The 14,584-nt window shown below is 70.8% G+C and carries 13 protein-coding genes and 1 tRNA gene; 5 read left to right on the top strand and 9 right to left on the bottom strand.

All coding sequences use genetic code 11. The annotated features are described in order from the left end of the window. Positions 1–61: 61 nt before the first annotated feature. The 4 genes from ACIBBF_RS07865 to ACIBBF_RS07880 are packed head-to-tail and all read left to right on the top strand — an operon-like array spanning position 62 to position 2,534. Positions 62–874 carry a DUF881 domain-containing protein gene (locus tag ACIBBF_RS07865; protein WP_397412209.1) on the top strand — a complete coding sequence of 271 codons (813 nt, stop codon included), beginning with the start codon at positions 62–64 and terminating at the stop codon, positions 872–874. Further along, entirely contained in the window at positions 871–1,704 is an 834-nt protein-coding gene (locus tag ACIBBF_RS07870) for a class E sortase (protein ID WP_397412211.1), read from the top strand. Before ACIBBF_RS07865 ends, ACIBBF_RS07870 begins: the two co-directional genes overlap by 4 nt. Next, a complete protein-coding gene (locus ACIBBF_RS07875; protein WP_397412212.1) occupies positions 1,704–1,862 on the top strand; it encodes a hypothetical protein in 159 nt (52 codons plus the stop codon). The genes ACIBBF_RS07870 and ACIBBF_RS07875 overlap by 1 nt, the downstream gene beginning before the upstream one ends. Positions 1,863–1,871: 9 nt before the next feature. Then, positions 1,872–2,534: an aminodeoxychorismate/anthranilate synthase component II gene (locus tag ACIBBF_RS07880; RefSeq protein WP_397412214.1), complete on the top strand. Its 663-nt coding sequence runs from the start codon at positions 1,872–1,874 to the stop codon at positions 2,532–2,534. A gap of 26 nt (positions 2,535–2,560) precedes the next feature. Here ACIBBF_RS07880 and ACIBBF_RS07885 read toward each other — a convergent pair whose 3' ends face one another. The 8 genes from ACIBBF_RS07885 to ACIBBF_RS07920 form a co-directional block, all read right to left on the bottom strand. Continuing rightward, complete coding sequence (locus tag ACIBBF_RS07885) at positions 2,561–3,130, bottom strand: peptidoglycan-binding protein (protein ID WP_397412216.1); 570 nt, start codon at positions 3,128–3,130, stop codon at positions 2,561–2,563. Between the two features lie 175 nt (positions 3,131–3,305). Beyond that, on the bottom strand, positions 3,306–5,342 hold the full coding sequence (gene pknB, locus ACIBBF_RS07890) for a Stk1 family PASTA domain-containing Ser/Thr kinase (protein ID WP_397412218.1): 2,037 nt from the start codon (positions 5,340–5,342) through the stop codon (positions 3,306–3,308). Beyond that, positions 5,343–7,148 carry a protein kinase gene (locus tag ACIBBF_RS07895; RefSeq protein ID WP_397412220.1) on the bottom strand — a complete coding sequence of 602 codons (1,806 nt, stop codon included), beginning with the start codon at positions 7,146–7,148 and terminating at the stop codon, positions 5,343–5,345. Then, a complete protein-coding gene (locus ACIBBF_RS07900; RefSeq protein ID WP_397412222.1) occupies positions 7,145–8,680 on the bottom strand; it encodes a peptidoglycan D,D-transpeptidase FtsI family protein in 1,536 nt (511 codons plus the stop codon). The genes ACIBBF_RS07895 and ACIBBF_RS07900 overlap by 4 nt, the downstream gene beginning before the upstream one ends. After that, positions 8,677–10,158, bottom strand: a complete 1,482-nt coding sequence (locus ACIBBF_RS07905; protein ID WP_397412224.1) for an FtsW/RodA/SpoVE family cell cycle protein — start codon at positions 10,156–10,158, stop codon at positions 8,677–8,679. The genes ACIBBF_RS07900 and ACIBBF_RS07905 overlap by 4 nt, the downstream gene beginning before the upstream one ends. After that, entirely contained in the window at positions 10,155–11,726 is a 1,572-nt protein-coding gene (locus ACIBBF_RS07910; RefSeq protein WP_397412226.1) for a PP2C family protein-serine/threonine phosphatase, read from the bottom strand. The genes ACIBBF_RS07905 and ACIBBF_RS07910 overlap by 4 nt, the downstream gene beginning before the upstream one ends. A gap of 7 nt (positions 11,727–11,733) precedes the next feature. Next, complete coding sequence (locus ACIBBF_RS07915) at positions 11,734–12,225, bottom strand: FHA domain-containing protein (protein ID WP_397412228.1); 492 nt, start codon at positions 12,223–12,225, stop codon at positions 11,734–11,736. Positions 12,226–12,235: 10 nt separating this feature from the next. Further along, positions 12,236–12,952 carry a DUF3662 and FHA domain-containing protein gene (locus ACIBBF_RS07920; protein ID WP_020017306.1) on the bottom strand — a complete coding sequence of 239 codons (717 nt, stop codon included), beginning with the start codon at positions 12,950–12,952 and terminating at the stop codon, positions 12,236–12,238. Between the two features lie 240 nt (positions 12,953–13,192). Between ACIBBF_RS07920 and ACIBBF_RS07925 the strand changes: the two genes are divergently transcribed. Next, positions 13,193–13,276: transfer RNA gene (locus tag ACIBBF_RS07925), tRNA-Leu, on the top strand. Between the two features lie 119 nt (positions 13,277–13,395). Here the strand turns inward: ACIBBF_RS07925 and ACIBBF_RS07930 are convergent. Then, the gene (locus tag ACIBBF_RS07930) at positions 13,396–14,565 is read right to left on the bottom strand and encodes an anhydro-N-acetylmuramic acid kinase (RefSeq protein WP_397412230.1); all 1,170 of its coding nucleotides are present in this window, start codon (positions 14,563–14,565) and stop codon (positions 13,396–13,398) included. Positions 14,566–14,584: the final 19 nt, after the last annotated feature.

Here is a 14,584-nt window from a genome sequence, read left to right on the forward strand (position 1 = left end):
CACAGGCCTTGAGCGTGACCAGACGTGTCCGCGGGTTTGACGATCGTTGCAGGAGGGGCGCGTGACCGGAGCTGAGCCGACGCCCGCGCCGTCAGCGCGGGGCGCGGGGGGTTTCCTCCGTGCCTCCGCCGGCGCGGGCTGGCGGTCGTGGCTCAGCGTGGGCGGGGTTGCCGTACTGGCCGGCCTCATGTTCAGCGCAAGTGCCCGGCTCGCCGACGGCGGCGGTGCGGACACCCGCGATCCACAGGACCTCGCACAGCTGGTGGACGCCGAGACGGCGCGCGTCGCCGAGCTGACCGACCGGTCTGGCGCGCTGGACCGCGAGATCGAGGCGCTCACCGCGCGGACGGGAGCCACGGTGCCGACGCCGCCCGCCGGGCTGGTGCGGCGCGAGGGCGTCGTGTCCGGGTCGGAGCCGGTGAGCGGTCCGGGTCTGACGGTCACGCTCGACGACGCGCCGTCGACCGCGGTGGGCGCGGGCCCCGGCGGCGTGGAGCCGCAGCCCGACGACCTGGTGGTGCACCAGCAGGACCTCCAGCACGTGATCAACGCGCTGTGGAGCGGCGGCGCCGAGGCCATGACCCTGCAGGGCGAGCGCGTGACGTCGACGTCCGCGTTCCGGTGCTCGGGCAACATCCTGCTGCTGCACGGCAAGGTCTTTTCACCCCCCTACGAGGTGACGGCCGTCGGCGACCCGGAGAAGATGGAGGCGTCGCTCGACCGGTCCGAGGGTGTGCAGACGTACCTGGAGTACGTCCAGTGGGTGCACCTGGGCTGGGACGTGCGGCACAGCGATCACCTGGACCTCCCCGCGTACGACGGCGGCGGTCTGCAGTATGCGACGGTTCCCGAGGGTACGGAGGTCTTTGGATGACCCACGCGCAGGCCGGTCACAACGTACCCCTGCCCCAGGAGGTGTTCCCGATCGCGTACCAGAGAGGCCCGTCCGGGATGGGTCCGCGCAACGCGCGCCGTCCCCAGGGCTCGTCCGGCCAGATGCGGCCGGTGGCCTGGCTGATCGGTGTGCTGGGTGAGCTCCTCGTGACGGCCGGCCTGGTGCTCGGACTGTTCGTGGTCTGGCAGCTCTGGTGGACTGATGTCGAGGGCGCGCGGGCGCAGAACGAGATCATCGCCCAGATGGACTGGGAGAGCGCCCCGTCCGGGCCGGCAACCGTCACCGAGCGGCGTGACGCGCCCCCGGTCATGAAGGAGCCGCCCGCCGAGGGCACGCTCTTCGCGCAGATGTACATCCCGCGGTTCGGCGACGACTACGTCAAGCCCGTCGCAGAGGGCACCGAGAAGGCGACGGTGCTCGACACCATCGGCATCGGGCACTACGTCGGCACGGCCATGCCGGGCGACCTCGGCAACTTCGCCGTCGCCGCGCACCGCACCACGTACGGCAAGCCGTTCAACAAGATCGCGGACCTCAAGACCGGTGACGCCGTCGTGGTCCGCACCGAGAAGACCTGGTACGTCTACAAGGTCACCGAGTCGAAGATCGTCTACCCGCAGAACGTCGAGGTGATCGCCCCGGTGCCCGGCGTGACGGCCGACCAGCCGATGCCCGAGCTGACCAAGCGGTTCATCACACTCACGTCGTGCCACCCGATGTTCTCCGCGACCGAGCGGTACATCGTGCACGGCGAGCTCGACTACTGGGCCCCGGTGGGCGAGGGCATGCCGAAGGAGCTGGTGAGCTGATGTACGGGCTGCTGTGGCGGGCCATCCCTGGCCCGGGATGGTTCAAGTTCCTGGTGTGCCTCGTGCTGGTGTTCGGCGTGGTCGCGGTGTGCTTCACGGAGTTCTTCCCGTGGCTCAGCGAGTACATGCCGTTCAACGACACGACCGTCGGCGCGTAGCATGCCCGCATGACGCGCATCCTCGTCGTCGACAACTACGACTCGTTCGTCTACACGATCGTCGGCTACCTCGACCAGATCGGCGCCCGGACCGTGGTGGTCCGGAACGACGCCGTGCCCGCCCCTGACGCCGACGGCCGCTACTGGTACGACGACGGCGACGGCTCCCCCACGCCCTACGACGGCGTGCTCGTGTCACCCGGCCCGGGGACCCCCGCGGAGGCCGGAGCCTCCGAGGACGTGATCCGGGCCTGCGCGCGGTCGCGCACCCCGATGCTCGGCGTCTGCCTGGGTCATCAGGCGCTCGCCGAGGTGTACGGCGGCACGGTCACCCATGCGCCGGAGCTCATGCACGGCAAGACCAGCCTCGTCGAGCACCAGGGCCAGGGCGTGCTCGCCGGGCTGCCGACGCCGTTCACCGCCACGCGGTACCACTCGCTGGCCGTGACGCCCGAGAGCGTTCCGGCCGAGCTCACGGTGACGTGCGCGACGGCGTCGGGCGTGGTGATGGGGTTGCAGCACCGCGAGCTGCCGCTGCACGGCGTGCAGTTCCACCCGGAATCGGTGCTCACGGAGGGTGGTCACCGGCTGCTCGCGAACTGGCTGGAGATGTGCGGCCTGGCGGGTGCGGTCGAGCGGGCACAAGGAATGGCGCCGCTGGTCACCTCGTGACCTGCGACGCCATTCCGTTCAGATCACTAGCAGTCAGTCGGGATTGAGCCGTACCAGGACGGGTACGCAACGCCGTACTTGCCCGTCTGCTGCTTGAAGCCGAAACGCCACGTTGATCCGCTGACGGACGCCGGGAAGTACAGCTTCCTGGCTCCCGAACCTGCGTGGTAGTACTTGGAGGTTCCCCCGCCTTCGGTACTTTCGAAGGTCAGGTAGTCATCGGCTCGGCCGAAGGTGGCGGCTCCAACAACTCCATCATCCGAGAGACCGTTGGCCGCCTGAAAGTTCGCCGTGGCGGTCGCTGTGTTCGGCCCGAACTGGCAGTCGATGTCGGAAAGTGAGACCAGATAGCCCTGCGTGTAGAGGAAGGCCTGCCACAGTCCGGTGGCACCCGAATTGCGGTGGTAGTTCTGCCCCAGAACCCCCTCGTTGGCCCATTGGTTCGCAGTGCCTCCATTGCCATCGACCCATCCAGAGCTCGGTGACATGATCGTGACGTCAGGTGTGTCCGCGGGTGCGGCTGCTGCGGTCACACCTCCAGTCAGGGTGAGCGCAAGGGCGAGCACTGTGGTCCATGCATGCTTTCGGGCCATCATGCGACTACTCCTCATCTCGGCGTGGCGGCGACGGCGCAAAGCCATCGCCAGGCTGTGCCATTTTTATCCCTTAAGACCGCTATGTCTAGGATGAAAACTGCATGATCTGCGCCGTGACGAGCGAGTTCGGGCTGCTGAAAGTATTCAGTGGATTGACTGCCGGTCAAGCCCCAACCTAGGGCAGGATCTCCTCGCCGTCCCCGCCGCCTTCTCCCTCGCCACCGTCCTCCGGCGGACCGGACGAGACGACGAGGTTGACGTAGTCGCCCACATTGACGGTGGACCCAGGCGCCGGATCCGATCGGATGACCGTGCCAGGCTCAGGGAAGATTGCGGAAGGCTCCTCGGCGACCTGATCACAGGTGATCTGCACACCCGTGCAGGCCAGCTGAGCATCCTCCAGCGACTTGCCTACGAGATCGACGGGAACGGTGGCCTCCTGCGGGGCCGGCGCGGTCGCGACGTACACGGTGACCGACTGACCCAGCGGAACGTCGCCGGGCTCGGGGTCGGTGCGGACGACCGAGCCCTCCGCGACCTCGTCGCTCTCCTCGGTGTCCCACTGGATGGTGCCGAGCCCGAGGTTGGCGAGCTGCGCCTCGGCCGCTTCACGCGTCTGTCCTGCGACGTTCGGGAGCGTGGTGTTGCCGGTCGCGAGGTAGAGGCTGACGTCCGAGCCCTCCTGGACGATCTGACCGCTCCCGGGCTCGGTCTTGGTGACCATGCCCTGTTGCACGGTCGGGCTGTTCTCCGTCTGGCTCTCGCCCACGGTGAGGTTGAGCCCCTCGAGCGTGGCCCGCGCGGACTCCTCGCTCTGGCCGCTCAGGTCGGGGATGGTGACCTGGCCCGGCGCACCGGCCACGTACACCGTCACGGTCGAGTTCGGCTCCACCTCTGTGCCGGCGGTCGGGTCGGTCGTCCCGGTCGTCTGACCCTCCTCGAGCTCGGACTCCTTGTCGATGGCCTGCTCGAACGTCAGGCCGGCGGCCTCGATCTGCGCCCGCGCCTCCTCGGCGGAGATGCCCTCCGCGATGGTGGGCACGGGCGTCGTCGTCGGCTCGTCGTTGCCGCCGCCGTTCACGATCATGGCGATCACGATCGCCGCGACCGCGGCCAGGGCGATGCCGAGCAGCCACCACATGAGAGCGCGGCTCTTCTTCTCCGGCTCCTGGTTGGCGCGGGTCGGCCCGGGGTAGCCGCCGCCGGGCGTGATGGGGCTCTGCTGCGCGGTGGCCGGACCCCAGTTGCCCTGCCCCGGCGTCATGACCTGCGTGGCGCCGTACGCGGGCGGGCCTGCCACCTGGGTGGCACCCATCATGGCGCCGGCACCGACCATGGGCGCGGTGACCTGGCCGCCGCGCATCGCGGCCTCCAGGTCGCGCCGGAACTCGGCGGCCGTGCTGTAGCGCTGGTCGCGGTCCTTGGTCAGGGCCTTGAGGGTGATGCGGTCCAGCACCTCGGGCACGTCGGTGGCCACCTCGGACGGCCGCTGCGGCTCCTGCCCCACGTGCTGGTAGGCGACGGCAACCGGGGAGTCGCCCTGGAACGGCGGACGTCCCGTGAGCAGCTCGAACAGCATGCAGCCGGTGGAGTACAGGTCGGACCGGGTGTCCACCTGCTCGCCGCGCGCCTGCTCCGGGGACAGGTACTGGGCGGTACCGATGACGGCGTGCGTCTGCGTCATCGTTGCAGCGGAGTCGGCCATGGCGCGGGCGATGCCGAAGTCCATCACCTTGACCGCGCCGGTAGGCGTGATCATCACGTTCGCGGGCTTGATGTCGCGGTGCACGATGCCGGCGTGGTGCGAGTACTCCAGCGCGCTGAGCACGCCGACGGTGATCTCGACGGCCTCCTCGATCGGCACCGCGGCGCCGTCGGTCAGGATGTCGCGGACCGTGTGACCCTCCACGTACTCCATCACGATGAAGGGCACGTGCACGTCTTCGCCCGCGGCGTTCTGGTGGATGTCCTCCCCCGTGTCGTACACGGCGACCACCGCGGGGTGGTTCAGGGCGGCCGCGGACTGCGCCTCGCGCCGGAACCGGGTCAGGAAGGACGGGTCACGAGCGAGGTCGGAGCGCAGCACCTTGATCGCCACCGTGCGGCCGAGGCGGGTGTCGTGGCCGATGTGAACCTCGGCCATACCGCCGCGGCCGACCAGCTCACCGACCTCGTAGCGGCCGGCGAGTACGCGGGGCGTGTTGTCCACCACTCATACGTCCTTTGATGTCATGGCCGTCTGCCCCGGGGCATACGGCTCGTTGAGGAGCATCATCCCAGAAGCGGCGAGTGCGGCCGCTGCCGGGGAATTCAGTGTTTCGGCATTGATTTCGGAGGAACCCCACGGCTCCTGAAGAGCGCTGTCGTCGCCACCCCCGGTGACCAGCGTGATGATGAGGACCACGAGCAGCAGCGCGACCAGTGCGACGAGCGGCCAGGACACGCGGACCCCGAACCGGTCCTCGAGCCCGCCCACCCACCGTTGGATGTCGGACGACAGATTTCGCCCTTTCCCAGGGTGCCCTCCCGAACGCCCCTGCTGGGGGACCCGCCGTCCGTCCTGGCGTGTCGAGTGCAGGTCGCGGCGCGAGGGATAGGACCGCGCGCCGTTGCCGGCCCCGCCCGCCGACGGCGGCGGTGCGTACCCCGAGCCGTGCGGCTGACCGTAGGCGTCGGACCCGTAGGCGCCCGACGTCGTGCCGTAGCCGGCGGAGTCCGACCCGTACCCGGCGGAGTCCGTGCCGTATCCGGCCGAGTCGGTGCCATAGCCGGCCGAGTCCGTGCCGAACGGCCCGGAGACCGGGCTGCCTGCTGGCGTCCCGGGCGGCGGCGAGTACGGCCGCCCGTAGGCATCCGTCCCGTAGGTGCCGGAGGTCGTGCCGTATCCAGCGGAGTCGGTGCCGTAGGCCCCCGATCCGTGCTGTCCCGATCCGTAGTCGCCCGCCGGGGTGCCGGGACCGGCCGCCGGTGCACCGGGTCCGTAGGTGCCGGCCGAAGGGCCCTGCTGGGGTGCGGGAGGCGCGGACTGCGCGTTGGCCACCGTGGTGTGCCGTCCGGCGCCGAACGGGCTCTGCCGCCGGGCGTGCGACGGTCCGGGCTGCGGGGCGCCACCGCGGCCGTTGCCCGCGCGCTGGGCGGAGGACTGACCCTCACGGCGCGACCGGCGGGCGTAGCGCGAGCTGCCGAACGGGTCCTCCGCGATCTCCGCGGCGAGCATGTCGAGGTGGCGGGCGAGCTGGTCGGCCGACGAGATGCGCTGTGCCGGGTCCTTCTCCAGCATCTTGGTGATCGTCTCCGCCAGGCCCGGGTGCACCGACGTCGGCAGCAGCGGAACCGGGGCGTTGACGTGCGCGATCGCGATGTCGACCGGCGTCCGGCCGGTGAACGGGCGACGTCCGGCCGTGGCCTCGTAGGCCACGACACCGAGGGCGTAGATGTCGGAGGCACCCGTCGCCGACTGCCCGACCGCCTGCTCGGGCGACAGGTACTGGGCGGTGCCCATGACCATGCCCGTGGCCGTCATGGGCACCTGGTTCTGCGCGACCGAGACGCCGAAGTCCGTGATCTTCACGGTGCCGGAGTGCTCCAGCAGGATGTTGCCCGGCTTCACGTCGCGGTGCACCACGCCGGCGAGGTGAGCGGCGTGCAGGCCGCGGGCGGTCTGGGCGAGGATCGGCAGCAGCCGGGCGGGCTGGAGCACCGGCTCCCGTTCGAGCAGGTCGGCGAGAGGCTCGCCCAGGACCAGCTCCATGACCAGGTACCCGGCGCCGCGCTCCTCGCCGTAGTCGAACATCTGCGCGATGTTGGGGTGGACGAGGGCCGACGAGTTCCGGGCCTCCGTGCGCAGGCGACGGAGGAAGTCCTCGTTGCCCGTGTACTCCTCGCGGAGCACCTTCACGGCGATCTCGCGCGCGAGCTTCTCGTCGCGCGCGACCCAGACCTCGCCCATGCCGCCCATGGCGATGCGCCGCACCAGCGTGTAGCGCCCGCCGAGCGTCAGGCCCTCGACCGGTCTCATTGCTGGATCGCCGCCTGCATGATCTGCGCGGCGATCGGGCTGGCGAGCGCGCCACCGGTCGTCTCGTTCGTGGACTGGCCCTCGTTCTCGAGGACCACGGCGACCGCGACCTGCGGGTCGTCGGCCGGTGCGAACGAGGTGAACCACAGCGTGGGCGACCGCGGGTCGTCCTCGGCGGTACCGGTCTTGCCGGCCACCTGGACGCCGGGAATCTGGGCGCCGGAACCGGTGCCGGTGTCGCCGTTGACGACCTCGAGCATCATGTCGGTGAGTGCCTCGGCCGTGGACGACGAGAACGGGCTCTTGTAGCGGCTCGGCTTCGTCTGGCTGACGAGCTCGAGGTCGCTGTCCCGGACGCTCTGGATCAGGTAGGGCTCCATGAGGTCGCCGTCGTTCGCGATGGCCGCGGAGATCATGGCCACCTGGAGCGGCGTCATGCGCACGCTGCCCTGCCCCATGCCGGACAGCGCGATGCGCGCGTCGGAGTCGTCGTCGTTCTCGCCGCCGATCAGGCCCGGGTAGGCACCGACCGACGTCGTCATCGGGATCTCCAGGGACTCGGTGAAGCCGAAGTCCTGGAACATCTGCTGCATCCCGTCCTTGCCGACCTGGTTCGCCAGGTCGAGGAAGGCGGTGTTGCAGGACATGGCCAGGGCCGCCTTGAGCGTCATCTCGCCGGTGCTCGAGCAGCTCTCGCCGCCGAAGTTCTGCACCGGCGTCGACGTCCCCGGGAGCGTGTAGCTGTCGGGGGCGGGGATCGAGGTGTCCGGGGTCACGCCGTCGTACTCGATCGCCGCGGCGGAGGTCAGCAGCTTGAACGTGGACCCCGGCGGGAACGTGGCGTTGATGGTGCGGTTGATGGTCGGCCCGTAGACGCTGCGGCGCTCCTCGCCGTCGACGCTGCCGATCACCGGCTTGTCGTTGATCAGCGCCTCCGAGGCAGCCGTGGCCTCGCCTGCGTCGTGCACCGCGAGCGTGTTGGGGTCGTAGGACGGCTTGGAGACCATCGCCAGGATCGCCCCGGTCTTGGGGTCGAGCGCGACGGCGGCCCCGTTGCGGTCACCGAGGGCGTCCCAGGCGGCCTTCTGCACCTCGGGGTCGATCGTGAGCTCGACGGAGGAACCCTGCGCCTCCTCGCCCGTGATCAGGTTCTGCAGGCGGTCGAGCCACAGGGAGTCGTCCTCGCCCGCGAGGTAGCTGTTGGCGTAGCGCTCCATCCCGGTGACGGTGCCGTTGACCGAGAAGTAGCCGGTCACCGGTGCGTACACGGCGGCGGCGCCGCCGTCGCCCTCCGAGTAGGTGCGCTGGTACTTGTAGTTGTCGTCGACGGGCACGGACGTGACGATCGCCTTGCCGTCACTCACGACGATGGGCCCGCGGTCCCGCGCGAGCGCGCTGTAGATGCCGCGCACGTTGCGCCCGTCGCTGTTGAGCGACTCCGCGGACACGAACTGGATCCAGGTGGTCGACACCATGAGGGCCAGGAACATGACCATCACGACGCCCGACAGCCGGCGGAGGGTGGCGTTCACCGGTCCACCCCCCGGACGATCTGGGTCGCGTCGTCGGGCGTGCCGCCGTGTCCGGCGCCCGCCTCGGTCTCGGCCTGCACCGGCCTGCCGCCCCCGACCTCGATGGCACCGCCGCCGACGACGGCGGGCGCCGGGTCGGCGAGGGCACCGCGGGTGGGCAGCGCCGACGGGCGCCGTGCGGCGTCGGAGATACGGAGCATGAGGGCGATGACGATCCAGTTCGCGAGCAGTGACGATCCACCCTGCGCCATGAACGGCAGGGTCAGGCCGGTGAGCGGGATGATGCGGGTGATGCCGCCCACCACGACGAAGAGCTGCAGCGCCATCACGAACGCGAGCCCGCCGGCGAGCAGCTTGCCGAAGCCGTCGCGCACGCCGACCGCGTGGCGCAGGCCGCGCTGCACGATCACCAGGTAGACCAGCAGGATCGCGAGCAGGCCGGTGAGGCCGAGCTCCTCGCCGAGGGCGGCGTAGATGAAGTCGGAGAACGCGAACGGCACGTACTGCGGGTACCCCTCGCCCCAGCCGGCGCCGAACATGCCGCCGTACGCCATCGCGAACAGGCCCTGCACGAGCTGGTAGGACGGACCGTCCGACAGCTCGGGGTTGAGCGCGTCCAGCCAGATGTTCACGCGGAGCTGCACGTGGCTGAAGATCGACCAGGCCACCACGGCGCCGACCGCGAACATGAGCAGGCCGATGGCGATCCAGCCCACGCGGTCGGTGGCGAGGTAGAGCATGCCGACGAACAGGCCGAAGAACAGCAGCGACGTTCCCAGGTCCTTCTCGCCGATGAGGACGGCCAGCGACACGGCCCAGACGATGAGGATCGGACCCAGGTCGCGCAGGCGCGGCAGCTGCAGGCCCAGGAACTTCTTGCCGGCCAGGGCGAGGGTGTCGCGGTTGGCGACCAGGTAGCCCGCGAAGAACACGGCGAACGCGATCTTGGCGAACTCGGCCGGCTGCAGCGAGAAGCTGCCGATGTAGATCCAGATGCGCGCGCCGTTGACCTCTCGGCCGAGGCCGGGGATCAGCGGCAGGATCACCAGCACGATGCCGACGATCATCGCCGTGTAGGTCAGGCGGCGCAGACTGCGGTGGTCGCGGATGACGAACAGGGTGACGCAGGCGACCACGATGCCGAGCGCGGTCCACATGAGGTGGCGCGACGCGTTCGCGCCGTCGATGTCGACGAGGTCCTGACGCAGGATGGTCGCCATGCTGATGCTGTTCAGCAGCACCACGGCGGGCAGGATCACCTGATCGGCGTAGGGCGCGCGCAGCCGCAGCACGATGTGCGCGGTGAAGGCGAGTGCGGCCAGCACGATCGTGTAGGTCCAGAACCCCTCGGGCAGGCCGTCCTCGAGCGAGTAACCGACCATCCACATGCCGCCCATGCCGAGCGCCAGCGCGACGACGAGCAGGATCGCCTCGGCGATGCGCGCTGGGGCACCCTCCTCGGGCCGGAGCGCCGTCACCCGTTCTTCTCCTGGCCGGCGTCGTCCGCGGTGTTCTCAGCAGTGTTCTCAGCCGTGCTCTCCGGCTGGGACGACGTGTCGTTGCGCGGTTCGTCGCTCGGGGTCGGCGTGGACGACGGTGTCGGGGTCGACGACGGCGTGGGCGACGGCGAGGGGTCGGTCTCCGCGGCGGCGTCCGCGATGAGGCGGTCCGCCCGCCCGCGGGCGTCCTCCAGCGAGGTGGCCCGGATGGTCTCGTGCACCCGGTCGGCGACGAAGTCGGGCAGCTCGTCGACCCGGGTGCCGGTGAGCTCGACGGGCGTCGAGAAGCTCAGGGGTCCCGCCGTGGCGGGGATGCCGCGGAACACCGCGACCTGGCCGTCCGACTCGCCCACGTAGTACTGGGTCTGGGTCCAGCGGTAACCGGCCCAGCCGGCCACGCCGAGCCCGACGACGAGCAGCAGCGCACCGACCACGGTCAGCCAGGCGCGCTTCTTCGGAGTGGCGGACTCCTCGTCGGTCTCGTCGTCCGTCTCGTCGTCCGGCTGGATGTCGGGCTGGTACTGCTCCTCCTCGGAGCCGCTCGCGATCACGGCGTGCTCGAGGGTGTCGGCGAGCCCGTCCTGCGCCACCGCCCCGGACAGCACGCTCACGGCGGCGGGGGCCGCGGCAGCCTGCTCGCCCCCGGGCGCGGGCGCCCGGACGAACCCGGTCACGGTGTCGCCGTCGATCCCGGAACCGGGACCAGGGCCGGGCAGGCTGGTGGGTGCCTGCTGGTCGCCGCCGGCCGCGGTCACGCCGGCGAGCGCGGCCGAGCCGACGATCTCGGGAACGACGGTCGCGGTGGTGCCGGCTGCGGCGGCCTCGTCGAGGACGTCCGCCACGACGACGGTGATGTTGTCGGTGCTGCCCGCGCGCATGGACATCGAGACGAGCCGCTCGACGGCGTCCTGCGGGGACGCGACCGAGGCGAGGACCTCGGCGATCTCGTGCTCCGGCACGAACCCGGACAGGCCGTCGGAGCAGAGCATCCAGCGGTCGCCGGGCACGGCCTCACGGATCGACAGGTCGGGCGTGAGGTCCAGGTCGAAGTCGCCCAGCACGCGCATGACGACGTTGCGCTGCGGGTGGGTCTCCGCCTCGTCGGGCGTGATCCGGCCGGTGTCGACCAGGTGCTGCACGAAGGTGTGGTCCACCGTGACCTGCGCCAGGACGCCGTCCCGCAGCAGGTACGCGCGCGAGTCGCCCAGGTGGGCCATGGCGAGCGTGTTGCCCGACTTCAGCAGCGCGGTCACGGTGGTGCCCATCCCGGCCAGATCCGGGTCGGCCGTGGTGGCGTCGACGAGGTCCTGCCGGGCGCGGTCGATGGTCCGTTCCAGCTCGGACATCGACTGGTCGGAGCTGTGGTCGGGCCGGTCGAGGCCCACGAGGGCCGCGATGGTCAGCGCGGATGCGACGTCGCCGCCCGCGTGCCCGCCCATGCCGTCGGCCACGACGAGGAGGTTGGGACCCGCGTACGCGGAGTCCTGGTTGTTGGAGCGGACGAGGCCGACGTCGGAACGCGCGGCATACCGCAAGGTCACGGTCACGTGGTGGTCATCCCTGGAGCTCGACGACGGACTGTCCGATCTGTACGCCCACACCCGGGGCGAGCGGGACGATGCCCTGGACCCGCTCCTCACCGATGTAGGTGCCGTTCGTGGAGCCGAGGTCCTCCACGAACCACTGTCCGCCCTGGGGGAAGATCCGTGCGTGACGGGACGACGAGTAGTCGTCGTCCAGCACGAGGGTGCAGCTGGGTGCCCGGCCGATCAGCACGCCGGACGAGGTGAGCGGGATGGTGGTACCCGTGAGCGGGCCGGCCACCACGACGAGCCGGGACGGGCCACCCCGCTGCGGGGCGCGGGGCGCCCCGCCACCCGGGGCCGGCGACGGGGCCGGGCCCGCGAGCTCGGGCCGGCGCCGCCTGCTGCTCGCGGTGCGTGGCCCGGCCAGGTCGCGCCGCAGCACGGCCACGGCCGAGAGCACGAACACCCACAGCAGCACCAGGTAGCCCAGCCGGAGCAGGGTGAACGTCAGCTCGCTCATGTCGGGTCAGTCACCAGTCCTCGTTGTCCGCACCGGAGGCACTGCCGGTCCAGAACATGATGCGGGTACGGCCGATGGTCATCGTGTTGCCGTCGAGCAGGGTCGCGGCCGGGACCTGGTGGCCCTCCACGTACAGGCCGTTGGTGGAGCCCATGTCGGTCGCGACGACACCGTCGGGTGTCACGCGGATCTCCAGGTGGCGGCGGGAGACACCCGGGTCGTCCACCACGATGTCCGCCTCGGCGTCGCGGCCGATGACGGTGACGGGCCCGGTCAGCAGGTACCGCTGACCGTCGATGTCGATCAGGGGGTGCCGTCCGGTCGGCGCGCCGGACGTCGCCGGGGCGACGCTCCCCTGCACGCTGCGCGACCGCACGGTGAAGCGGCCGGGCACCAGCTCGTACTGCTCGTCGAACGTGACGCTCACGGGGCCGACGAACGCGTAGTGCTGCGTCGCGGCGTACGCCGTGATGTTGGACGCGAGCTCGTCGGCAAGGGTCTGTGCACCCCATGCCTCGATCTGGGCGAAGTCGTCTGGGGCGAGCTCGATGGTGAACTCGTTCGGTGCGACGGTACGGTCACGTCCGACGACCGCGGCACGGTCGTCCAGCTCGCGCCGCAGCCTGCTCGCCAGTTCGACTGGCTTCACCTCGCCACGTCCCACCTTGGCGAACGCGTTGTTCATCATGCGCTCCACGCTCTTCTCGAAGCGGTCCAGGGCGCCCATGCCACCTCCTTCCAGGGTCTGCGCCGGGCAGACTACCTAGATCGTATAGACCGGTAGCTGCCCGCAGACTCCAATACTGTGGATGTCCTGCGGATCTTCTCCGATCTTCCCTCAGGTGGCGCGATGAGGAGAGGCGTGGGCGGATCCGCACGCTACTAGACCTGCGGCGGGACGTGAACCACTTCACCGGATTTGGATTCGGAGGTGGGGTCCGGGACGTGCTAGCGTTCATCCAGCAGCGCGCGAGTGGCGGAATAGGCAGACGCGCACGGTTCAGGTCCGTGTGCCCGAAAGGGCGTGGGGGTTCAACTCCCCCCTCGCGCACGTTGTGACGAAGGCCCCGGCTCTTTGAGTCGGGGCCTTCGTCATGTCCGGGGCGGCCTTTCAAAGACGTCATGGGTACTTCTCCCCGGCTGTCCCCTTCCCGGTGGACGGGGTGCCGGTCAGCCACCACGCGCGATCTCCAGTCGTCCCGGCCGCCTCACCCCACTGCTCGCACCGGGTGGAAACCCTCCGCCGGCCCCCGGCGTCACCGACCCCAGCACGCTCGCCCGCCGCGCCCCCGTCGCCCCTGGCAGCACCCCGGGCAGTCCGTGCCAGGTGTGCCAGCCCAGCACCGCGAACGCCAGCGCCTCCTTGGCCTGGCTCGGCACGCCCAGCTCGTCCGAGGTCCGGACCGCCACCCCGGGCAGCTCCTCCCGCAGCGCCGCCATGAGCACGGGGTTGCGCGTGCCGCCGCCCGACGCGACGACCTCGGTGGCACCGTCCCGGATCGTGTCCGCGACCGTGCGGGCGGTCAGTGCCACCAGGGTCGCGAGCAGGTCCTCGGCCGACGGCGGCGTCGGCCCCAGGCGATGGAGCAGGTAGTCGAGGTGGAACAGCTCCTTGCCGGTCGACTTCGGGGCCGCCCGCGCGTAGTACGGCTCGTCGAGCAGGCGTGCCAGCAGCTCGGGGAGCACGTGGCCGCGGGCGGCGAGCGCGCCGTCGGCGTCGAAGGCGAGCCGGCCGCCGGTGACGTGCCGCGTGGCGGCGTCGAGCAGGGCGCACGCGGGACCCGTGTCGAAGGCGAGCGCTCCCCCGCCCGGCGTCCGTGCCGTCACGTTCGCGATCCCGCCGAGGTTGAGCGCGACGGCCGAGCCGGGCCGTCCCGCGAGCCACAGTGCGTCGAACAGACCGACCAGCGGTGCGCCCTGTCCGCCGGCGGCGACGTCGCGGGTGCGCAAGCCGGAGACGACGGGTAGTCCTGTCGCCTCGGCGATCCAGGCCGCCTCGCCGATCTGCAGCGTGCCGCGCACGGCGGTGTCCTGCACCCAGTGGAAGACGGTCTGCCCGTGCGAGACCACCAGCTCGGCCCGCCCGCCGCACAGCTCGGCCACGGCACGCACCGCGACGTCCGCGAACGCCTGCCCGATCCCGGTGTCGAGCCGGCACACCGCCTCGAGCGTGGTCGGCGCCGGAGGCAGTGCCGCCACGAGCTCGGACCGGAGCGCCCGGGGATACGGCACGGAGAGATGGCCCAGCGGCGTCAGCACCAGCGTGCCGTCGTCGAGCCGGAGGTCGCACGCCGCGGCGTCGACGGCGTCGTGCGACGTGCCGGACATCAGGCCGACCACCCGGAGAGAATCCGGTCTC

Origin of the sequence: Promicromonospora sp. NPDC050880, from assembly GCF_044456525.1 — a bacterium.
In the GTDB taxonomy this organism is placed as follows: Bacteria; Actinomycetota; Actinomycetes; order Actinomycetales; family Cellulomonadaceae; genus Promicromonospora.